This is a genomic window from Moorena sp. SIO3I8, assembly GCF_010692325.1.
Classification (GTDB): domain Bacteria; phylum Cyanobacteriota; class Cyanobacteriia; order Cyanobacteriales; family Coleofasciculaceae; genus Moorena.
The window spans coordinates 22881-45911 of the sequence record NZ_JAAHHW010000001.1 but is presented as its reverse complement, the minus strand read 5'-3'; the positions used below and the strand labels follow the sequence as shown (position 1 = coordinate 45911).

At 44.8% G+C, this 23031-nt stretch carries 16 protein-coding genes and 1 pseudogene; 10 read left to right on the top strand and 7 right to left on the bottom strand.

The window, feature by feature from the left end; genetic code table 11:
- The first annotated feature begins 393 nt into the window (after nucleotides 1-393).
- From F6K51_RS00185 to pyk, 5 genes and pseudogenes are all read left to right on the top strand, one after another.
- Nucleotides 394-1176, top strand: coding sequence for a reverse transcriptase domain-containing protein (locus F6K51_RS00185; RefSeq protein ID WP_293017266.1), 783 nt, complete (start codon nucleotides 394-396; stop codon nucleotides 1174-1176).
- Nucleotides 1177-1480: 304 nt separating this feature from the next.
- On the top strand, nucleotides 1481-2230 hold the full coding sequence (locus F6K51_RS00180; protein WP_293017265.1) for a group II intron maturase-specific domain-containing protein: 750 nt from the start codon (nucleotides 1481-1483) through the stop codon (nucleotides 2228-2230).
- Between the two features lie 85 nt (nucleotides 2231-2315).
- Nucleotides 2316-2621 (top strand): annotated as a pseudogene (locus F6K51_RS00175) (zinc ribbon domain-containing protein); the annotation flags it as partial.
- Nucleotides 2622-2669: 48 nt separating this feature from the next.
- Entirely contained in the window at nucleotides 2670-4046 is a 1377-nt protein-coding gene (locus F6K51_RS00170) for a sorbosone dehydrogenase family protein (RefSeq protein WP_293017264.1), read from the top strand.
- 269 nt (nucleotides 4047-4315) lie between these two features.
- The gene (gene pyk, locus F6K51_RS00165; protein WP_293017263.1) at nucleotides 4316-6097 is read left to right on the top strand and encodes a pyruvate kinase; all 1782 of its coding nucleotides are present in this window, start codon (nucleotides 4316-4318) and stop codon (nucleotides 6095-6097) included.
- Nucleotides 6098-6497: 400 nt separating this feature from the next.
- Here the strand turns inward: pyk and F6K51_RS00160 are convergent, their stop codons facing one another.
- Nucleotides 6498-7046, bottom strand: coding sequence for a hypothetical protein (locus F6K51_RS00160; protein WP_293017262.1), 549 nt, complete (start codon nucleotides 7044-7046; stop codon nucleotides 6498-6500).
- A gap of 377 nt (nucleotides 7047-7423) precedes the next feature.
- Here F6K51_RS00160 and F6K51_RS00155 point away from each other — a divergent pair, with 377 nt between their 5' ends.
- The 4 genes from F6K51_RS00155 to tkt all read left to right on the top strand — a co-directional run bounded on the left by F6K51_RS00155 (nucleotide 7424) and on the right by tkt (nucleotide 12246).
- Complete coding sequence (locus F6K51_RS00155; RefSeq protein ID WP_293017261.1) at nucleotides 7424-7558, top strand: hypothetical protein; 135 nt, start codon at nucleotides 7424-7426, stop codon at nucleotides 7556-7558.
- 730 nt (nucleotides 7559-8288) lie between these two features.
- The gene (gene acpP / locus F6K51_RS00150; protein ID WP_293017260.1) at nucleotides 8289-8546 is read left to right on the top strand and encodes an acyl carrier protein; all 258 of its coding nucleotides are present in this window, start codon (nucleotides 8289-8291) and stop codon (nucleotides 8544-8546) included.
- 63 nt (nucleotides 8547-8609) lie between these two features.
- Nucleotides 8610-9878 carry a beta-ketoacyl-ACP synthase II gene (gene fabF / locus F6K51_RS00145; RefSeq protein ID WP_293017357.1) on the top strand — a complete coding sequence of 423 codons (1269 nt, stop codon included), beginning with the start codon at nucleotides 8610-8612 and terminating at the stop codon, nucleotides 9876-9878.
- A 361-nt stretch (nucleotides 9879-10239) separates the two neighbouring features.
- Nucleotides 10240-12246, top strand: coding sequence for a transketolase (gene tkt / locus F6K51_RS00140; RefSeq protein WP_293017259.1), 2007 nt, complete (start codon nucleotides 10240-10242; stop codon nucleotides 12244-12246).
- Between the two features lie 1491 nt (nucleotides 12247-13737).
- Here tkt and F6K51_RS00135 read toward each other — a convergent pair.
- Nucleotides 13738-13965: a hypothetical protein gene (locus tag F6K51_RS00135; RefSeq protein ID WP_293017258.1), complete on the bottom strand. Its 228-nt coding sequence runs from the start codon at nucleotides 13963-13965 to the stop codon at nucleotides 13738-13740.
- 570 nt (nucleotides 13966-14535) lie between these two features.
- Between F6K51_RS00135 and sds the strand changes: the two genes are divergently transcribed.
- Entirely contained in the window at nucleotides 14536-15507 is a 972-nt protein-coding gene (gene sds / locus F6K51_RS00130) for a solanesyl diphosphate synthase (RefSeq protein ID WP_293017256.1), read from the top strand.
- Nucleotides 15508-15778: 271 nt separating this feature from the next.
- On the opposite strand, the gene F6K51_RS00125 is transcribed toward sds, so the two are convergent.
- From F6K51_RS00125 to F6K51_RS00105, 5 genes are all read right to left on the bottom strand, one after another.
- Entirely contained in the window at nucleotides 15779-15943 is a 165-nt protein-coding gene (locus F6K51_RS00125; RefSeq protein ID WP_293017255.1) for a hypothetical protein, read from the bottom strand.
- Between the two features lie 21 nt (nucleotides 15944-15964).
- Nucleotides 15965-17263 (bottom strand): mechanosensitive ion channel family protein, encoded by a 1299-nt coding sequence (locus F6K51_RS00120; protein ID WP_293017254.1) that lies wholly within the window; start codon nucleotides 17261-17263, stop codon nucleotides 15965-15967.
- 432 nt (nucleotides 17264-17695) lie between these two features.
- A complete protein-coding gene (locus F6K51_RS00115; RefSeq protein ID WP_293017253.1) occupies nucleotides 17696-19765 on the bottom strand; it encodes an adenylate/guanylate cyclase domain-containing protein in 2070 nt (689 codons plus the stop codon).
- Between the two features lie 658 nt (nucleotides 19766-20423).
- Nucleotides 20424-21515 (bottom strand): M23 family metallopeptidase, encoded by a 1092-nt coding sequence (locus tag F6K51_RS00110; RefSeq protein WP_293017252.1) that lies wholly within the window; start codon nucleotides 21513-21515, stop codon nucleotides 20424-20426.
- 178 nt (nucleotides 21516-21693) lie between these two features.
- On the bottom strand, nucleotides 21694-23007 hold the full coding sequence (locus F6K51_RS00105) for a homoserine dehydrogenase (RefSeq protein WP_293017251.1): 1314 nt from the start codon (nucleotides 23005-23007) through the stop codon (nucleotides 21694-21696).
- Between the last annotated feature and the right edge of the window lie 24 nt (nucleotides 23008-23031).

Sequence of the window (23031 nt, the reverse complement as noted above, 5' to 3'; positions counted from 1 at the left end):
TCGTAACGCTTGAACAGTGAAACGTGATTGAAACACTGTAGCCAAAAGGGCACCGAGTTCGATAATAAGTGATTGGGGATTGTGTCCTTCTCAATCTGATGCAACGAAGAACTCCGGAGCAAAGGATGAACCTAAAGGGATATCGAAAACTTCACTTGATGAACACGGTAACCCCTGAAATTTCAACCGCCAATAAATGGCAAAGCGGATTGCAAAAGAAGCCCAGGGTTGACAGGGAGTAGGAGACCTGAAAAAGCAAATGATGTCACGACGAAAGTCAACGGGAAATCATAACCGGACATATAGATTCCTATGAATCATACCGAGAGGTAGCAGACGTCAGGTTGGTCTAATCAGAATGTTCCAAGAATTGAGGAATAGAGACTCACCCCGATGAAAAGTAGAACCAATACTGGTACTGGAGTCTGGGACTGGACTGAGATAGACTGGAAAGTCATCAATAAACAGGTTCTCAAACTTCAAAGAAGAATATTCAGGGCAACCAAAGAAGCTCAACTAAAAGGCAGCGGATGGGATAAGGTGAAAAATCTGATGAAACTAATTATAAATAGCAAGTCAGCATTAGCCTTAGCAATACAGACAGTTACGGTTAAAAACAAAGGAAGGAACACTCCAGGAATAGACGGTTATGTAGCCATCAAAACCAAAGAGAAAAACCGACTAATGAAAAACTGGAACTGGAATGAAGTAAGCCCCACCAAGAGAGTCTATATACCTAAATCAAATGGGAAGAAAAGACCCTTAGGAATACCAACCATAAAAGACCGAATAGGTCAAGCCATAATAAAAATGGCATATGAACCAGTATTCGAGGTAAGCTTTGAACCCAATAGTTACGGATTCAGACCTGGAAGAAGCTGTCACGACGCCATCCAAGAAGTGTTCACTGGCCTCAAAAAGGGTAGCTCACACCACTGGGTTCTTGATGCAGATATTAAAGGAGCATTTGACAATATATCTCATGGCTTCATCATGGATAAATTGGAAGGACTACCGAAAAGAAGTCTAATCAAGAAATGGCTAAAATGTGGATACGTGGATAACAGGATATTCCATCCAACCAACTCAGGAACACCCCAAGGCGGAATCATCAGCCCACAAAAGCGCAAATATAGCCCTCGATGGACTCCAAGAAGTCATATCCGAAAAATGTAAGATAGATTACACAACTCGAAGTAGAGGGAAAACCATAAATAAGAAAAAGGAGGTAGATAAATACAGATTTGCTAGATACGCAGATGACTTCGTAATCACCAGCCAAACAAAATAAAACCTGGAAGAAATAATCCCCAGAGTAGAAAAATGGCTAAGAAAAAGGGGGCTGGAACTCAACAGAGAAAAGACCAAAATCAGAAACATAATAGAAGAAGGTTTTTCCTTCCTGGGGTTCCAGATTCAACAAAGAAAGACAAAAACCCTGAGATTAGATAGCAAGAGGTACAAGAATAAAGCACGAAAAATGCTTAAAAATCTAAAACCAAATGCTATAAGAATCCCGACCCCAAACGCCAAAATCAGGGAGGAAATATGCTATTCATGTATAATAACACCTGACAAGGAAGAAGTTAAGAGATTCTTAAAGGAAATTCGTAGCATACTCAAGAATGAAGCTAGGGCACTAAATACAGAAGATGTAATCAAAAAGCTAAATCCGAAGATTAGAGGATGGCTAAACTATTACAGATTCGTATGCTCCAAGAAAACATTCAACAATGTAAGGTATAAAATTCTCAATTCCATATACAGGTATCTAAAGAGACAACATCCAAAGAAAGCCTGGAAGTGGATTAAGAGGAAATACTTCAAAACCATTGACAAAGATACCTTGAACTTCTTCACCATATCAAGTGGAAAAAGAAAGAAAGAGGAAATCCTAGTCAACGCAGCCAAAGATGTACCTATTATCAGATTTGAAAAGGTAAAAGGAAACTCATCCCCCTTTGACCCTGACCTAAAAGAATATTGGAAGAAAAGGAAGACTAAATGGGGGAAGTCCAAATTTACCAAAGGTAGCAAATACGAAAAGGTATATATTCACCAAAAAGGGATATGTCCTATTTGCAATCTACCTATCGAACTCGATGATAACTTCGAGGTACATCATACCATACCTATCAAGCGAGGCGGAAACAGTGAAACTAAGAATCTACAGATTCTACATAGTCACTGTCACAAAGCCAAACATAAGAAGCTTCACCAGGATACCTGATTAGGCTTGAGCCGGATGAGTATGAAAGTCTCAAGTCCGGTTCTTAGGGGAGGGAGAGATGGTAACATTTCTCACCTTACCCGACTACTTTAAACGAGTAGACCCCCGTGGAACTAGTCAGACTTGCCCTGAGTGTCAGGCCACAGTGAAGAAAGATTTGAGCGTTAGAGAGCATAAATGTCCTGAATGCGGCTACACAGCCCACAGAGATCATGCAGCTGCTCAGGTGATTAGATGGCGAGGATTGGAATTAGTACCCGTGGACAATTCGGGAAATGGAAACCGCCTGTCAAATAGTCGATCTGTCGGGGGAGAAATCCTAGATAAGTGGCTTTGGGCAGGAATACCCGTTTGTGAAGATGGGAAGCCTACACTATACGCGAAGCGTTAGTGTAGGAGGATGTCACGATCAATCCCAAATCACCCTTTGGTCCTGACCATGAATTTCCCACGTTTCCTGATCCTGCAACTGCTGATGACTACGGTAGTAGCCTGTGCTTCAACCAGCACCTCAACTCAAGCACCTGCTGCACCGATTTTACAAAAGTCCTCGTCTGAGGAATCTCCCCAAATTGCTCAGGCACCTACACAAACAAATGCTTTATTGACAAAAACCCTAATCGATACCAAACCTCTGACACCCCAACCGATTAAAATTACCCTGAAGGATTTACCCCAACCCTTTGCTACTACTAGCGCCTCTCGACCTCCAAATGTGGTAGCAGTGCCATCCAACCCAAGCCTAAAAGTACCAGCGGGTTTCCAAGTGAACGTATTTGCTGATGGATTAGACCGTCCCCGCTGGCTAGCACTTACTCCCACTGGGGATATCTTGGTCACAGAAACTCGGGCAAATCGTATTCGTTTATTGCGCGACAGCAATGGTGATGGAGTTGCTGATGTCAAAAAAACCTTTGCTAGTGCTAGTAATGGGTTAAATATTCCCTTTGGCATGGCCTTTGCTGATCAATACTTCTTCTTGGGCAACACTAATGCTGTACTCCGCTTTCCCTACACAAAAGGTCAAGAGCAACTTACTGGCAAAGGTCAAAAAATTGCTGACCTTCCTGGTGGTGGCTACAACCAGCATTGGACCCGCAATGTGGTAGTATCTCCCAACCTAAACAAAATCTACGTCTCGATTGGTTCACGGTCTAATGTCGATAGGGAACCCCTACCCCGAGCATCGGTACAGGTGATGAACCTGGACGGCTCAAACCAACAGACCTTTGCCTATGGCTTACGTAATCCTGTCGGCCTAGACTTTCACCCAATTACTGGTGAACTTTACACTACTGTCAATGAACGAGATCTGATCGGAGATGACCTAGTTCCTGATTACTTCACCCGTATTCGCCAAGGGGAATTCTATGGTTGGCCCTATGCCTATTTAGCCCCCCATCTGATCGATCCCCGTCAAACCACCAATGGTCAAAGCATTAAACCTGAACTGGTTGCCCAAACCCGAACTCCCGATGTTTTATTCCAATCGCACTCAGCAGCACTAGGATTACAATTTTATGATGGACAGACCTTTCCAGAAAAGTATCGTAACGGTGCCTTTGTAGCGTTTCGTGGCTCTTGGAATCGTAACCGAGGCACCGGTTACAAGGTTGTCTTTGTTCCCTTTAAAACTGATAGACGACCATTAGGCTACTATGAAGATTTTCTGACTGGTTTTCTAATCGATTCCTCAGGACCAACCACTTGGGGACGTCCAGTTGGGTTGCTGGTGCTAAAAGATGGCAGTCTGTTAGTTACAGAAGAAGCCAACAACCGCATTTACCGGATCCAATACCGCAATAGTAACCCGTGAAGTACCTTCGACTAAGCCGGAATATCTTATTGATTACAACTTGATTAGAACAAAAATTTTTTGCCTGGAAATTCATCCCCTACTAACCGGACTTAGTGTAGATTGGGGAATGTTTACCGAATCTTATTAAACCTGGCTTGGTACTAATAACTAATGACTAATGACAAGTCTTTGTAAAGATATTTAGGAAAACTTAATATCAAACAAAAAACAGTAATGTGCCATGCTAAGGTGTTGTTCGGGAAACCAACCTAATCCCTTTCACGTTTATGCAATCGCCAAATTCCCTACGTCGGACAAAGATTGTTGCCACAATTGGCCCTGCGAGCAATAGCCCAGATGTTCTCAAGGCACTAATTCAAGCTGGTGCCACCACTTTACGACTTAACTTTTCCCATGGCACCCACGAAGACCATCAGCGCAATATTCGCCTGATTCGCCAGACGGCCTTTGAACTCAATCAGCCTGTAGCGATCCTGCAAGACTTGCAAGGACCGAAAATTCGCTTGGGGCGGTTTGAAAACGGTTCCATTGTTGTCAACAATGGCGATCGCTTCACCTTAACCAGCAAATCCATGGTTGGTAAACAGGAAATCAGTTCAGTTACCTACGAACCCCTAGCGGACGAAGTGCCTGCGGGAGCCACCATCCTATTAGATGATGGCAAAGTTGAGATGCGGGTAGATGAGGTAGACCGAGAGCAACGAGCCTTGCACTGTACCGTTACCGTCGGTGGACCCCTCTCAAATAACAAGGGAGTTAACTTCCCTGGTGTCTACCTATCCATCAAAGCTCTAACCGATAAAGACCGACGAGATTTAATGTTTGGTTTGGATCAAGGTGTGGATTGGGTAGCACTCTCCTTTGTTCGTAATCCTCAGGACATATTAGAAATCAAAGAACTGATTAACAGTGCTGGCAAGCAGGTACCCGTCGTTGCCAAAATTGAAAAGCATGAAGCCATTGAGCAAATGGAGGCAATTATCTCCCTGTGCGATGGGGTGATGGTTGCTAGGGGTGACTTAGGGGTAGAACTGCCAGCAGAGGATGTACCAATCTTACAAAAGCGACTGATTGCCTCAGCCAATCGACGGGGAATCCCAGTCATCACTGCCACTCAAATGTTGGACAGTATGGTTCACTCACCCCGACCAACTCGTGCAGAGGTTTCTGACGTAGCTAATGCTATCCTTGATGGCACTGATGCAGTCATGCTCTCTAACGAAACAGCTGTTGGTAAATACCCAGTAGAAGCTGTAAAGACCATGGGCACGGTTGCGGTGCGCATTGAGCAAGAACAGATTATCGGTAATGCTCGTGACACCAGCCGTTCCATTCCCAATGCTATATCCCAGGCAGTTGGTCACATTGCGGAGCAGTTAGACGCAGCAGCCATCATGACTCTGACCAAAACTGGTGCTACAGCACGGAATGTTTCTAAATTCCGACCCCAGACTCCCATATTAGCAGTAACACCCCATGTAGATGTGGCTCGACAACTCCAGCTAGTTTGGGGGGTCAGACCTTTGTTAGTCCTGGATTTACCCTCAACTGGTCAGACCTTCCAAGCCGCAATCAGCGTGGCTCAGGAAAAACAGCTTCTAACAGAAAGAGATTTGGTGGTCATGACGGCGGGGACAATCCAAGGTGTGGCTGGGTCAACAGACTTAATTAAAGTAGAGTTAGTCAAAGCAGTTTTGGGTCAGGGAGTTGGTATTGGTCAGGGATCAGTAAGTGGTGTTGCTCGGGTGGCTGACACTGATGGTGATCTACCTAACTTCAACCACGGAGAAATCCTAGTCGCTCCTTCCACCAATGCCAAATTTGTGGAAGTTATTCGCAAGGCAGCAGGAATTATCACTGAGGAAGATAGTATAACTAGCCATGCAGCAGTGATTGGCTTACGCTTGGGTGTGCCAGTAATTGTGGGGGTAAAGAATGCGACCCAATTGATTCGGGATGGGGCAATTTTGACTCTGGACACACAGCGGGGTTTAGTTTATTCTGGTACCCTTGGGGCTAGCCCCACTGACGGGTTACTAATGACTTGAATAAATTATACCCATCACCTATACCCATCACCATTGTGTATTTTGTCTTGGCTATTGCCTGGTTTTTCTGTGTATGCTCAAGGGTCACTTAACTATCAAATGTGTTGTGGTACTATTCGGCTACTAAATTAACCTGGTAGAGTCAATAATTAGAAATTAGTAAGTGGTAAGATTAAGTCCGGTTAATCACTTATAAAATGGTTGATCCTATGCCCATGACTTGTTAATTGTTAATTGTTAATTGTTAATTGTTGATTGACCATTTTCAATTTTCAATTTTCAATTAACTAAAACCCCAGAATGATAAGTAGTCAACCGGACACGATATTACTCATGACCGTCACTGTCCTGCTTTAAGCTTGTAGAGTGATCAAAATTTATCATCAACACATCTTGGTTTTTACATCTTTAGTGCTTCAATTTCAGTGAGTAGGGATTGAGTTTCAAGATGCTTCTGTCTCAGTTTCCCTGCCAAGATACTTTTTTGCTGCTTTAGTTGTTGTTTTTCCATAGTCAGGCATTGATTTTCTGCCCTCTCCAATTCAAGTTGCTTTTCTAAGCATGCTTTATCCCATGCCAATTGTTTGTTTTGTCTTAGGAGTGATTTAACTTCCGTCTTGACTTGGTTTAGCTCCACAATTATTCCTTTGGTTTTCTGTACCATCAACTCCCAGGCTTGATAATCCCAATTTGAAGTTTCTACTCCCCCATCAAGCTCTTCAAGAAAAGCCTGCTTTTCCAGCTCCAGCTGTTCAACCCTCTCTTGGAGTGAGACATTTTTTTTATGCAACCTCCTTAAGGAGTTATTAACTACAATAAACTTATTGATTATCCCGATGATTTGCTGATGACTTTCTTTAAGTTCATAGTCCAGCCACTTGATTTTATCATTAGCCAAATTTAGATCTTGTTCAATGGCTTCATAGTTATTGAAAATAAAAAAAAACAATAAATTAATAAATTTTGGATTTGATGGCTATCTTTGATAGTATTGTTTTTGGTTGGATAATCATAAATTGCCAATAAAAACCAGCTGAATAACCAAAAAATAATACTTGAATTCATGAGACTTTCCTTGTTAAGTGATTACATCAATTTTAGGATCAACTTGACCTAGCACGACAACCGTGTAAATACATAATTGAGCTAACTGAGCTAACTCATTCCAAAACTGATCTTACGAGGAATTTCACCGAAGTCGTGTATTTTGAAAAGCTCATCTTGATCAAACAAAAATTTTTTACTGCTGCCCTTTTAGTAGGGATTGGTTAGTTAGCCCATCAACTAATATCAACTCTGCTTGAATACCCATAATTAAGGAGAGCGTTGGAAGGGTGGGGAGGGTGGGAACCCACCCCTAACCCCTCCCAGGAGGGGAAGATGGGGAGATGGGGAGATGGGAACCCACCCCTAACCCCTCCCAGGAGGGGAAGATGGGGAGATAGGGGAGATTTTTATTAAGGGTAATTATCCTGAAATGATATAGTACCAATTCTTCAAAGTAGGACTACAGATGCAGATGGTCAGATGGTCAGATAGTCAGATCCAATGAATGTGTAGTCGTGTGAGCACTAAGAATTGGTATAACTTAAGAATTGGTATAATTATGTATTCAGTATTCATACCGATACTGTCGGCGCGATGGCTGCGATCGCAACTCCGTCAAACCCAAAGGAAGGCTTGATAAATCAGCTTCCCGCTAATCACGGCTTTTTGTAAAGTTTTGTTTGATTAGCTTGACAAAAATACAAAAAAACTTCAAATTTACAAGATCGACCATCGTGAATTAACAGGGTTAGCTCGGATGCCAGAAACTCAAATTCCAAGGGACGATGTTGAAATTATGTCCATGAAGCTCTAAAGTTTGGCTGGGTCAAGTCTCGGAAGGCAACGGTCATGTGAGGAGAAAAGGAGCGGTTTTTTGAGGTTTGGTGTACAATTCCTAAGGATGTCTCTTGGGTTACCATCAAATGTTGTGGAAACTAAGCAGTTCTGGGGTCTTGAGCAAATTAATATAGATGACACGGGGGACAAAGGCACCAAAGCCGAGGATTAAGGGAAGTGGGGTCAGGCTCTGAAGCCTTATTACCTACCTACAAGATGAGACCTCTTTCGGATAAGATCAGAAAACCCATAAAATCAGTAAGTAGTACTTGAGAGGTTCTAGCTAAAAAGGCTGAGGAATATTTATATGAGCGACATTTTCGAGAAAGTTCAGGGAATCGTTTCAGAACAGTTGGACGTTGAGGCGAGCGAGGTTACCCCAGAAGCCAACTTTGCCAACGATCTGGGCGCTGACTCCCTAGACACAGTTGAACTGGTGATGGCGTTAGAAGAAGCTTTCGACATCGAAATCCCTGATGAAGCGGCGGAAAAGATCGACACTGTTCAAAAGGCTGTGGATTACATTGGGGAAAAAGCAGGAGCAGGAGCAGAAACTCCAGCTTAATCAGCCTGATTTATTACCGCAAGTTCTGCGTTCACGGTCGATAAGCCTAGTTTTAATGGCATGATGACAAACTTTGATAAAAAACGGGTCGTTGTTACAGGTCTCGGTGCAATTACGCCAATAGGCAACACGGTGGCTGAGTACTGGGGAGGGTTGTTAAACGGACGCAATGGTATTGGTTTAATTTCCTTATTTGATGCCTCCAAGCACGCTTGTCGTATTGCTGGTGAGGTTAAGGGCTTTGATCCCCATGACTACATGAAGAGTAAGGAAGCAAAGCGTATGGACCGCTTTGCTCAATTGGCGGTTTCTGCCAGTAAGCAAGCATTAGCTGATGCCCAGTTTGAGATCAATGACCTGAACGCAGAACAGGTCGGTGTAATGATTGGCACTGGTATCGGTGGTCTCAAGGTACTGGAAGACCAGGAAACAGTTCTTATTAAACGTGGACCTGACCGCTGTAGTCCTTTTATGATCCCGATGATGATTGCTAACATGGCAGCTGGTCAGACAGGAATTCATACGGGAGCGAAGGGACCCAATAGTTGCCCAGTTACTGCTTGTGCCGCAGGGTCTAATGCCGTAGGTGATGCGTTTCGCTTAATCCAGCGAGGCTATGCCCAAGCCATGATTTGTGGCGGTGCTGAAGCGGCGGTGACTCCCCTAGCAATGGCGGGTTTTGCATCAGCACGAGCTTTATCTACTCGTAACGATACTCCTGAGTCAGCTTGCTGTCCTTTTGATATCGCTCGCAATGGCTTCGTGATGGGAGAAGGTTCTGGGATTCTGATCCTAGAGGAACTAGAACACGCCCTCAGTCGTGGAGCAAAAATTTATGCCGAAATCGTTGGCTATGCCATGACCTGTGATGCCCATCACATCACATCCCCTGTACCAGGTGGCGAAGGAGCAGCCAGGGCTATAGCACTGACGATGAAGGATGCTGGTTTGACGGCCGAACAGGTTAGCTACATCAATGCCCACGGGACTAGTACAGTTGCCAATGATAAAACTGAAACAGCAGCGATTAAAAAAGCTTTAGGAGACCATGCCTATAAAGTAGCAATTAGCTCCACCAAATCCATGACAGGTCATTTGTTGGGAGGGTCTGGTGGCATTGAAGCAGTGGCTTCAGTGATGGCAATTGCCCATGACCAGATTCCACCAACGATAAATTTGAACAACCCAGACCCTGAATGTGATTTGGATTACGTACCCAATTATAGTCGCCAGCAGATGGTAGAAGTAGTGCTATCCAATTCCTTTGGGTTCGGCGGTCATAATGTAACCCTAGCCTTCAAAAAATACCGGGAAAGTGGGAATAAAGTTTGAACCGTTAACGGCTTACTCCGTAGGAGAACCAAAAGGGTAGCCTTGAGCTTATGGTGGGCATTGGGTGAAGGTAGGTCAAGGAAAAAACTACTAGTTCCAACTACTAGTTAATGATAGTTACTGAGTAACCCATATTCCCAGGCTTTATGGATTGTTTTCATCCTTGATGCTTCATCCTACCCTACAAGGGAAGCTATCCGGCGAACATCCTTCATGCTGAGCCAATCCCTATCTCTTGCTGATTGATCCCGGTAATGGGATTATGAGAAAGTACCTTTGGGTCAACCGAGAGCCACCCTTGTTTGAACTCAGACAAATTCTTGTTAGACCATAGTACACACATATCCATTAAACAGAAATTATGGCCGTTGCAACCCAGTCTCTCGAAGAACTTTGCATCAATTCCATCCGCTTCTTGGCGATTGATGCTGTAGAAAAGGCCAAGTCTGGTCATCCTGGGCTGCCCATGGGGGCGGCTCCTATGGCATTCGTGCTTTGGGACCGTTTTATGCGGTATAACCCCAAAAATCCCAATTGGTTCAACCGCGATCGCTTCGTCTTGTCGGCTGGTCATGGCTGTATGTTGCAATACGCCTTACTTTACCTAACTGGCTATGATGGTGTAACCATAGACGATCTTCAGCAGTTCCGCCAGTGGGAATCGGTCACACCTGGACACCCAGAAAACTTTGAAACCGATGGGGTTGAAGTAACTACTGGTCCATTGGGACAGGGAATTGCCAATGGTGTGGGTTTGGCAATGGCAGAAGCTCACTTAGCTGCTAGGTTCAACAAACCGGATGCTACGATTGTCGATCATTACACCTACGTCATCCTTGGTGATGGTTGCAACATGGAAGGGGTGTCTGGTGAAGCCTGTTCTTTAGCGGGTCACCTAGGACTTGGTAAACTCATCGCCCTCTACGATGACAACCATATTTCCATCGACGGCTCTACTGACTTAGCCTTTACTGAAGATGTGGGTAAGCGCTTTGAAGCCTATGGCTGGCACGTCAAACATGTAGAGAGTGGTAACACTGACCTCGAAGCTATCAATGATGCCATAGCAGCAGCCAAAGCCGTAACAGATAAGCCGTCTTTGATTAAGGTAACCACCACCATTGGCTATGGTTCTCCTAACAAAGCCAATTCACATGCTGTCCATGGTGCAGCTTTAGGTGGGGATGAAGTGGAGGCCACTCGCAAACACCTGGGATGGGAATATGAACCCTTTGTAGTTCCAGATGATGCTCTCAATCATTTCCGCAAAGCAGTGGAACGCGGTACGGAAGCGGAAGCTGCCTGGAATCAAACCCTAGAAGATTACAAAGCAAAGTATCCTGAACAAGCAGCAGAATTTGAGCAAATTACCAGTGGCCAACTCCCGGAAGGATGGGAAAAAGCCCTTCCCACCTACACGCCGGAAGACAAGGGAGTAGCAACCCGTAAACATTCTCAAGCCACTCTCAATGCACTTGCTCCCGTACTGCCTCAATTGATTGGTGGTTCCGCTGACCTCGCTCCCTCCAATCTCACTTTATTGAACATATCTGGGGATTTCCAGAAAGGGCAATATGAAAACCGGAACCTACGCTTTGGCGTCCGGGAACATGGTATGGGAGCGATTTGCAATGGCATTGCCCTTCACAACTCTGGCTTGATTCCCTATGGAGCCACCTTCCTGATTTTCACCGACTATATGCGGGCAGCAATTCGCCTGTCGGCTCTATCAGAAGCTGGGGTAATTTGGGTAATGACCCACGACTCGGTAGCCTTAGGTGAAGATGGTCCGACACACCAACCGGTTGAAACCATTGCTTCCCTAAGGACTATACCAAATCTGGTAGTCCTTCGACCTGCTGATGGCAACGAAACCTCTGGGGCTTATAAGGTAGCTATTGAGCGTCGTAATGCTCCAACTCTCCTCGCCTTTACCCGACAAGGTTTACCTAACCTAGCTGGTAGTTCCATTGAAGCCGCGACCAAAGGGGCTTACGTCCTCTCTGACAGCGATGGCACTCCTGACATTATCCTGATTGGTACTGGTAGCGAAGTGTCACTGTGTGTCCAAGGGGCTGAGCAGTTGCGAGAGGAAGGGAAGAAAGTCCGTGTTGTCTCCATGCCAAGCTGGGAACTTTTTGAAGCCCAGGATGAAGCCTATCGGGAATCCGTCTTGCCCAAAGCAGTTACCAAGCGCCTCGCGGTCGAAGCTGGTGTCAGCTTTGGTTGGTGCCGTTACTTGGGTAGCGAGGGTGATATGATTAGCATTGATCGCTTTGGTGTTTCTGCTCCCGGTGGCGTCGCTATGGCGAAGTTTGGTTACACGGTTGAGAATGTAGTCGCTAAAGCCAAAGCCTTGTTGGGATAATTAACCCAATATAATCCCTAATTCTACCTAACTCAGCTAGGGTAAACATTTCCCTGGTCATGGGAAGGCCAGAATAATGCTTGTTCTAGTGGCAGAGGGAAAAAGGGAGAGGAGAAACTCTCCCTTACCTCGACCACCACCAGGGCTGTTGGGTTTACCGTTCCCCCCCCAGATCAGCAATTCTAGGGCTTGATCAACTTGATCAAAAAAGTTGGCTTGGGTTACTCCCTCAGGCCTTAGCCAAGCAAGCAGGCTTTGACACTCCCCGGTCTTTAGACGCGGGGATTCTTAGTTCAACGAGCTGCCTTAAACCGCTATATCTTAATCATTGACGCCGCCAAAAATTAAGCAGTACCTGAACCAAAAACCCGTCAAGACTAAGAGTTCAGTTCAGTTTATAGCAGACCCAGCGGGCAATTCTCCCTAAGCGCTTGGCTACTTATTAGGAGTGCCTTAAGAAGTCCGTTTCCTCCCTTTTCGCCTGGTTTCGGTGTGCCGGAGACCAAACCTGATCAGAGGGTCGCCTTAATAAAAAAGTTTTAACCCTTTTATGCATAGCCTGTAACCCTTAAAGGCGACCCTCTGATTACGGTAACTTCTAACCCCACCGTACCGTGTTTTTTATCAAAATGTGCAATGCTCGGGTTCACACACCAACGGTTAATTGATGATTGGGTTTTTAAAGAGGACTTTCCCAGAGACGAAACCTTAGTAGAGGGTCGCCTTACTACAAAACCTTTTCCCTATGCTGCATAACCTGCCGACTATAAAGGCGACCCTCTACTTACGGTAACTTCAAGCCCTCCGGGCATTACTACTTTTAGGTCATGCAGTGACGGGTCTGGGACCCGGTTGCGTCAAGGCCAAAGGCCACGCGGGGCGCGTTCGGTTTTTCAGCCTGTACCCTATACTTTAATGGTACTATAGCGCTATACAACTGTCAACACTTTTAGGTTCGAGATTCTTTACGGGCGGCTTTAGCCGCTATTCGCTTTCATCCCGGAGACGAAACCTGATCAGAGGGTCGCCTTACTACAAAGTTTTAAACCTTTTCTGCATAGCCCACTCACCCATAAAGGCGACCCTCTGATTGGGGTAACTTCTGACCCGCTCGCTTTGTGACGGGGTTTTCAGCGTTTAGATGCTGATAAAATTTGTGGACTTGGTTTGTGTAGCCCAAGACTAAATGCCCCCTTAGGCCATTAGCCAAAAGGGGGAAAGCCTGACTTGACCTTTTTGGCAACGTCAGTCCTGATGACGGCAACCTTGTATATTGGAGTATCGCTAAGATATACTTAGATCTACTTGATCATTAGCCCGTAGACCATGACCTGTCAAAATCTCATAGCCAAACAGATAAACACAGACAGTGGTCAGAACTATTTGCGTCTATCTGTTTTTGGGACAACTCAAAATCTATTTAGACAATCTGGTACTCATTGCGCCAGGTTTCAAGACTCTTCCTACCCAAGCAGATGAATAGGCCATGGGTTATGCTCGAGGAGATTCACTTTGAGACCTTTGAGACCATCCCTTAACCTGGTTGACCTCGGATGCCGACTCAGTTGGCACACGAGTAGCCAAGGCATTTTTAATGGGATTAGCAAAGTACCTTGGAGAACTTTGAACACGCTGGGCTAGTGTTAACAGCACATAGATGGTGATTAAGTAGCCAGTAGCTAGCAGGGGGATCATTAACGACATATCAATGTATAACATAAGAGTGAACAAGAGACAGATAGATGCAACGTTCTATAGAAATCTGCTGCAAAGCCATCCTAAAACCCTATAGTTCTAGGATATGGTTGCGGATAAAAGGTATGGGATACAGGTGTTTAATTCAGTTGACCGTAACCACCCTCGCCTAGCTAACTCCTGATCTTAAGGTGAGAATCATCTCAACTCAGGCTCCCGATTAGGCAACTTTTGGTGGTTATGTCTGGTTGACAAGTTTACTCAGTATCTATACTGAGATATAGACGGGATAGAAAGGCTTGTCTTGCCTAAGCCAACTTCTGTGCTATGGTGGGATCACCGAATTTAACTCTCCCCTTACCACATTTGGAATTCAGTATGTTAAATCTTTCAAACCCTCAATTATCAGGATAGCACAAAAATCCTGGGTAGCCATGCCGAGATCGCTACAGACTTAACAAGTCTATACAATTCCTCAGATTTCCTTCCAGTTCTGCCATAAACTCAACAAAATTTTCCTATCGGGTACGGTTAGCTTAGAATTAAGAAAGAAATATGTAAACTTTCGTAACTAACTTCTGAGTCGGCTGATCCATGACCTCAGTGACCTCCCTTTTTGCTTCCGTAGAAGCAGATCTGTATCTATTGAGTGAAAACTTAAAAAACCTGATTGGTGCCAGTCACCCAATCTTATACGCTGCAGCTGAACACTTATTCGGAGCTGGGGGAAAGCGGTTACGACCAGCCATTGTATTGTTGGTCTCACGGGCAACGATAACCAACTGCAAGATTACCCCACGTCATCGACGTCTAGCAGAAATTACTGAGATGATTCACACCGCTTCTCTGGTCCATGATGACGTGATAGATGAGTCAGAGGTACGCCGCACCGTACCCACTGTTAATAGCTTGTTCAATAACCGAATCGCTGTGCTAGCTGGTGACTTTCTGTTTGGTCAATCGGCTTGGTATCTGGCTAATCTCGATAACTTAGAGGTAGTTAAGCTGCTCTCTGAAGTGATTAAAGATATGGCAGAGGGAGAAATCCAACAAGGACTGAGTCGATTTGACACCACGACAACTATAGAAGGCTACTTGGCAAAGACTTATAACAAAACAGCTTCACTGATGGCTAATAGTGCTAAAGCAGCAGGATGCCTAAGTGGTGTTTCAGATCAGGTAGCCGACAATTTATATCACTATGGACGTAATTTGGGGTTGGCGTTTCAGATTGTAGATGATATTCTAGACTTTACAGCTTCCACAGATGTGTTAGGTAAGCCCGCAGGGTCAGATTTAGTTAGTGGAAACCTCACAGCACCAGTTTTATTTGCCCTCGAAGAAAAACCCTACCTAGAGGTGCTCATAGAGCGAGAGTTTGCCCAGCCGGAGGATAAAGAACAAGCCTTGGCACTGGTCAGGGATAGTAAAGGAATTAAGCGATCGCGGGAAATGGCTGCCAAATATGCTAAGGCAGCAGTTAAGAATATATCAGTGTTGAAACCCTCAGAATCGAAGCAAGCTCTGATTGATCTGAGCGACTATGTCTTGAGTCGCTTATACTAGAACCTTGGGTATACTAGAACCTTGGGGATTGTACTCTAAGCATGGCTTGGCATAGGTAATCGGTAATGGATAATCGGTAATGGCTCAGGAGTAATGACAATTACCAATTATCTTTTTCCTGAATACTAATGCTGAAAATACTGATGCTGTGTAGGTACGCACTTTTAGTGCTGAAGTCCAGATAAACCTGATTTATGCAATCAGTAACAATCACTAAGATAGCGCACGATCGCACTGGTGTTCCCCCGATTACACTACCACTGGCTCCACCTTATAGGCAATACCGTCCCCCTGTGTAGCTTTTGCGAACGCGCCCCGCGTGGCCATTCGCGCAGCGTGGCCCAAAGGCCAAGGCCAATCCCATGGCATTACAGTTGCGAACGCGCCCCGCGTGGCCATTCGCGCAGCGTGGCCCAAAGGCCAAGGCCAATCCCATGATGGTTGATTGATAGTCAACTTAACCTTGACTTGATAACTCGGCACCATTACTGGATGCAAGATTGGCTTGTTTCACCTCATCTATCGCTTTTCGTCGTGCTTCGATAATTTGACCGATTTCACGGGCGAGACTTGGTGTGCTTTCTATCATCTGATTAACCAGATCTGAATAAAGCGCAATAGTTTGTAAATCTTCCACAACGGTAACGGATACGGAGCTTGGTTTGCCGCTAAACAGTGCCATTTCCCCAAAAAACTCACCACTTGACAGAGTCATCATCTCCTGTTGTTCACCATAACTATCTTTGACGGTGATTACAGCTTTCCCAGCAATAATAATGTACAAAGCATGACCAGGATCCCCTTGACGAATCACTGTTTCTCCCACACCGAAATGTTGTAGGACTGCTCCTTTCGAGAAATTCTCCAAGTTCTTTTGCTGTTTAGCTACAGGAACAAAGACAGGTATTGACTTCAGGCTCTCGGTAAACTTCGTCAAAGTGCTATCTGCCTGATTAGGTTCACTATCGAGTTTACGGAGTCTATAGATCGGAATGGTAGGTCCAAGATTGTTGCGTTGGGCTGCATACCAGATACGGGTCATCAACTGTTCACGGATTTTGGGGGCATCCTGATAGTCTTCGATACAAAACCTAACCTCATAGTTACCGCGATAGTCGTTATATTCCATGGTGCGGATCTCTGGGGAAGGATCACTCAATATCCCTTCTGTGGCCAGTGCTGTTTCTTTTAGTACTTGCTTAATTAGGTTGGGTGGATCATCACTGTCGAAGTCAATCCTAAAGGTTTCTACATGAATCCGTTTCGGTTTGCTGTAATTGAGGACTATTTCTCCCCCAAGTACCCGATGGGGAATAATAATCATGTCCCCTGTGCGGGTTAACAGGTGAACAGCTCGCCAATTCATATCAATGACCTGACCAACTTTGTCTCCCATCTGCAACCAATCACCGACTTCAAAGGGACGAGCGAACAGTAGGGTAATGCCAGAAAAGATGCTGCCCAGAGAGTCCTGAAGTGCCAAGCCGATAACAATAGAACCCACACCCAAGGCAGTAGCTAGACCAGCGAGGTCGGCTCCCCACACTCTCGATAGCACAATGGCACCACCAAGGGCTACCAAAAAAAATCTTGACAAATCTAGGAGTAGTTTTGGGATCCGTCCTCGCCATGTATTTTCCCCAGCGGCTTCAAACAAAACCGAATTGATTAGAGACAGAGAGGCGTCTATAACAAAGAACCACACCAGGGTCTCGACAAGCTTGACAAGATTGTTATCCAGGTCTAACTCAAGCACATTCTGGATAAATAGCAGGAATACTAAGACCGGTAGGACACGGTTACGAACTAGAAAGAGTGTAGCTGCTAGAGGCTGACCGCGTCTTTGTAAACGATGAGTAATTTCTGTGAGAATAATTACCAGGAACGGAAACCCTATCCCTAAGGCTATTGCCCAGATAAACCAATCGTTTTACCATATTACTTTGCTCATCAAAACAATCTCCTTGTCCCGTTCTTTTACGATCCCTTGAACAAGAGGGTTAACCCTCTGAAAAAGTTTTCATCCCCCACGGGATAATGCTCGCGTGGGGGTTCTTAATTTCGTGTATTATGGTAATCTGGAAATAATGTAATCAAGTATAGTTTTATCAATTACCAATTCCCCAGTACCAATTCCCGATTACCCTTGGATTTTTCACAATTGGGCAAAACTGGGCAAAGCCGATGTCTACACTGTTGAAGCTACTAATTCCTGTGCAGTTCTTAACAACCAAGCTTTCGGCTGATTTTTACCATTAGTTGTGATGTCCTCAGCCTGCTCAAAGTCGTAAATATCATGGAGACTGTTGTAGACATTTTGAGACACTAATATAGCTCCCCGTGGGCAGTAAAACATTAGCTTATTGGCAACATTTACTGTATCGCCCCAAACGTCGTATACCACTTTTTCTCGACCTACAATGCCAGCAACAATATCTCCGGAATGGATACCGATTTCAAGGTCTATATCAAATCCTCGCTCATGACTGAATCGGTGGGTCAATGCTAGTATTTCTAAGCCAAAATCTACTGCCCGTTTTTGATGGTCTAGATGTAAGATTGATAATCCACAGACTGCCATGTAATTGTCCCCAATGGTTTTAATCTTCTCTATTCCGTATTTGGCGGTGGCTTGATCGAACAGACTTACTATATCATTAAGAATGGCAATGATTTCATGGGTATCCATAGACCTAGAGAGCTTGCAGAATCCAGCAATGTCGCAGAACAAAACCGTAACATTGGAAACACTATCAGCAATGTTTGTCTCTCCCCGTTTGAGACGTTTGGCTACGGAGTCTGGAAATACACTTGTCAGTAACTTTTCATTTTCGCGATTTTTCTCCTCGACCAGTTTAGTTTGAGTGCGTAAGCTGCCAACCATTTGATTAAATGACTCAGCTAACTCCCCAAATTCGTCTTCCGAGTCTAGATTCACAACCGCATCAACTTGTCCATCCCTGACTTTTCGGGCGCTAGCAATTAAAGTTCTTACTGGTTGGACAAACACATGGGCGAGCCCCATAGCAACTAGGGTGATCAGCAGTATGAGCAAAGCAGCTGAAACCAAAACTCTCTTTTGAAAAGCGTAAACTGGGGCATAGGCTTCGGTAAGAGCCATCTGGGAGACGATCACCCACTCCAATCCGTCGATGTTTAAGGGAGCGTAGGAACTCAAAACTTCAATACCCCGATAATCATCCATAATCTGGGTGCCTTCTTGCCCAGCTAAGGCTGCTTTTACAGCTTCTGTCTTGACTGGCTGTTGAAGAATTGATGTACCGAACTGCTCGATTCGCTTCAGGATCTGTTCCTTTACACCATGTTCTCGCAAGTCTTTACTATATTTTGTCGGGTCTTGAATTAGGAAACGGGAAACTGATCGCATCAGATAATCTTCTCCGACTAGATAGATCTCTCCTGTATCCCCCAGACCATTACTCTTCCATTTACGGTAACCTGTCATGACATTGTTAATCTGATTAACCGGAAGCTGGAATGCCAAAACACCTATAAATTGGGAGCCGTCATAGATGGGAGCAGCAATAAATGCTACTGGGGCTCCAAAAGAAGGACGGTAGGAATCAAAATCAAAGATCTGCACATAATCCTTTCCCTTGGCTTTTCGGAGGTCGCCTAAGGCGAAAGCCAAGTTACTATCACTGTAAGGTCCAGTAGTGAGACTGGTGCCAAAGTCAGTTTCTTTAAAAACTGAGTAGACAATCTCACCGGTTTTAGGATCAATCAGCAACATATCCCGGTAACCAAACTTTTCAACAATATTGCGTAAAATCGGGTGGTAGCGGGCGTGAATACTACTGTACTCACTTTTGTCTTCTGGATCATCGAGGAGATGTTTCTCGCCAGCTGGGTTGGGGTTAGTAGCGATGTAATAGTACTGGAGGTAACGAGCCGCAGAGGTTTCTGGTAAGTAAGATTCTAATACAGGTTTGCCGTCACTAGTTTCCGCTAGTTTGGTCAAAAATTCCTTACGGTAGTATTTCTTGAGGGTGTCCTCTAAATTAGTTGGTGTATCATTTGGTGTCCTAGATTGCTGCAGTTGGTTGTAGGCTGTCTTAAATTCCTGCATCGCCTCGACCACCATTAAGTTTTCACTTAGGGTCTGGGTTTGATAACGAATATCTTCAAAGTATGATTCTATTTGATCTGCTTTGGAAGCTCGTAGACTGGTTAACTGGTTTGATACTGTTTTGCTCAGATGAGACTGACCACTCCGATAACCGATATAAGCAGTCACGAACAGCGAGCAAGTGCTCAGAGCCAGCAACATAAATATAAGTTTTGACCTGATACTGAAATTGTTGAGAAATCCCATGAACAGCCTTCCTAAACCCGAATTGTGAATGGTGATACGTGTTACCTTGTGTTATCGTCAATTGCCTCACTCCACACCTGAGAGGCTATGGAATTTGATCTACTTTCTTCCTGCTCAGGAGTAGGTAAAGACTTCGATAACAAAACCCTTAGAATGTACGCAGTTGGAATCTTGGGTTGATATTAAGCTATGAATCGATATTATCTATGGGGGGTTAAACCCCGTAAACTGGCGAGAATTGACCATAACTTGAATAGGACTTACGCAAAACTGGCCTCTAAACGCGCTTATGGTGTAGCGTTATTAACGCACCCTACAGGGATATAATGCTTTAGTTTATTTATACGTAATAACTTCAGTTGAAAAAAGTTCGCGGCAAGCACCAGCGAACTCTCGGTCAACTAAGTATTTTTACTCGGATTATATTAGAGAATTTGCGATCGCCTTTGGCGCGGCTTCGCCGATCGCACTCGATAGTTCTTTTGTGCTACAAAATGAAGTGCGGAAAGTGGGTTTATATCAGGATGAGCAATAGCTGACTATTGGACATGGACGATCAACTTGGTCAGCTCAATGCTTACTATGGAGTAATTTTCAAATGCAATTTTGGATCTTGTGCTGCCCAACCCCCAGGGGAATTCAAACGAACCTCAAAATGTAGATGGGGTTGGTTAATGTCAGGATTTCCTGTAGTACCCACTGTCCCTAATAACTGTCCAACATTAATCTGCTGACCTGGACTGACAGTAGTACGGTTTAAGTGAGCATAGCGGGTTTGGCGTCCTCCCTCATGATTAATCACCACCAAATTGCCATAAGTATCTTGTGATCCAGCATAGGCAACGATACCGCTATCACTGGCAAAAACCTGAGTACCTTCCTGTGCCAGTAAATCTACACCAGCGTGAAACTTCTTTTCATCCTCACCAGCATCTTGCCGCCAGCCGTAATCCAGTCCTATCCGTGCCACAGTTGGTAAGGGATAATTAGTCAATCCAGTGTAGTTATCTACAGTCTGAGTTTCCCCTGTTGTTGTGGGAATACTTCTGTTAAGGGAATTCAACCCTGGGATAAAGGCTTGCTTAGAGGGTTTTTGACAACCATTTAACTCAAATAAAACGGCAGCACGGACACCGTAGGCGTCTGCTAAGTCTTGCCAAGTGGCATTCAATGGCACATTCACCAAGATGCCATTGAATGGCGGAATCAGAATCTCTTGACCCACTGGCATTGACTGCCGGTTTAAGGCTGGATTGAATCGAAGTAGTGTAGCCTCCTCAAGGTTGTATTGGTTGGCAATACTCTCGACGGTTTCACCTGCAACCACTTGGTGGCGAGTTAAGCGGGAGAGCACTGGCGCTGGACAGATATCCTGTATTGTTGTGTTTTGAGTTACTGTGTTTTGTGACTGTTGTACTGTTTGTACTGTCAGGGTTGTTCGCGTAGCGTGGCCTTTTGGCCAAGGTTGCAGGTTGCCTGGTTGAAGTGTGGAATTTGTGAAATTTAACTGGCTTTGCGTTCGCTGAAAGCGGGACGAAGTCCATCGCCAACCATCATCTACAGATAAAGAACCAGGATAGGAATCAGTTGTTCCCAAGTTTGAAGTAGCAACAGTTGGGGTCACTAGCCAAAAAATTGTGGAAACAATTGGGAGCCAGCGCACTAGATTCATTGTTAATGATTGAGTCATAGATCAAGACTAGGGCAGAGGTAAACGGTTTCAACTTTTAGACTTCAACCAAACAACCTAGCTTTCGGGAATGGCTATGGTTTGAACTTTCCCGGAAGGACTTTCCTCAACCCTCTAAAAGATTAAACCTTCAACTATTAAACCTTCAACTATTAAACCTTCACAGCACTCTTAAAATGCTAGGAATACTATCAACTGCGTCTAGAGTCTGAATTTCATCTAGAGCCTGTCGGAAGTTCCCTTCACGCACATCATGAGTGACGACCACAATCTCTGCTAAGTTTCCTTGGAAACCAATTTGCACCACAGATTCTAAACTGACATGATGTTTGCCAAAACTGGTGCCTAAATGCCCAATTACACCAGGATGGTCTTGACTAAGGAACCGCGCATAAAAGCGGGTGACCAGGTCTGAAATAGGAGCAACAGTACAATAGTGCTGATGAGCACAACTAAGTAGAGGATGTAGTTGCTTGGCTTCCCGATCGCTTTTGAGGACAGCAGCAATGTTTAAGATATCCGACACTACCGCACTGGCTGTCGGACCAGAACCTGCACCAGGACCAGAGAAAATCACTTGTCCAATCGGTTCCCCTTCTACCACAATCCCGTTGTAAACATCATTAATACTGGCAAGGGGGTGAGTTTTGGCGACAAGGGTAGGATGTACCCTCAGCTGAATAGTTTCAGACTTTGGGTTATCCCCAGTTGCCATGGGGTCTCGCTTGGCTACAGCTAAGAGTTTAATTACAAACCCCAGTTTCTCAGCATAAACAATATCTGCTGCACTGACCTGACGAATCCCTTCACAGTGGACATCAGATAAATTAATCCGTCCTGCAAAAGCAATAGAAGCTAAAATCGCAATCTTGTCAGCGGCATCTAATCCATCCACATCAGCAGTGGGGTCAGCCTCAGCATATCCCAACCGTTGGGCATCAGCCAGAATATCGGCAAATTCTCCCCCTTCCCGTTGCATCCGGGTCAGGATGTAATTGGTAGTACCGTTAACAATGCCAGTAATACTATGAATACGGTTCACTCCCAATGCCTGTTTTAGGGGTTGAATTACTGGGATACCCCCCCCAACTGCTGCTTCTAACATGACGTAGACTCCTGCCTCTTCCGCCGCCGCAAAAATTTCATCTCCATAGCGGGAAATAACGGCTTTATTGGCAGTGACAATATGTTTACCTTGGGCAATCGCTTTGAGCATAAGCGATCGCGCTGGTTCTAATCCTCCCAGTAGCTCTACTACAATATCTATCTCTGGGTTGGTGACAATTTCTTCTAGGTCAGTTGTCATCAACTCCAGTGGTAGTTGCACTTCTCTGGGCTTATCAAGCGATCGCACTCCCACCTTGGCAATTTCTATCCCTTGCAGTAGTGGGTTACGTCCAGCTGTGTCGAGTAAAATCTTTGCTGTTCCTGTACCAACCGTCCCTAATCCTAATAAAGCAATCTTAAAAACCACAGTATTTATCCTGAATCTATTGCT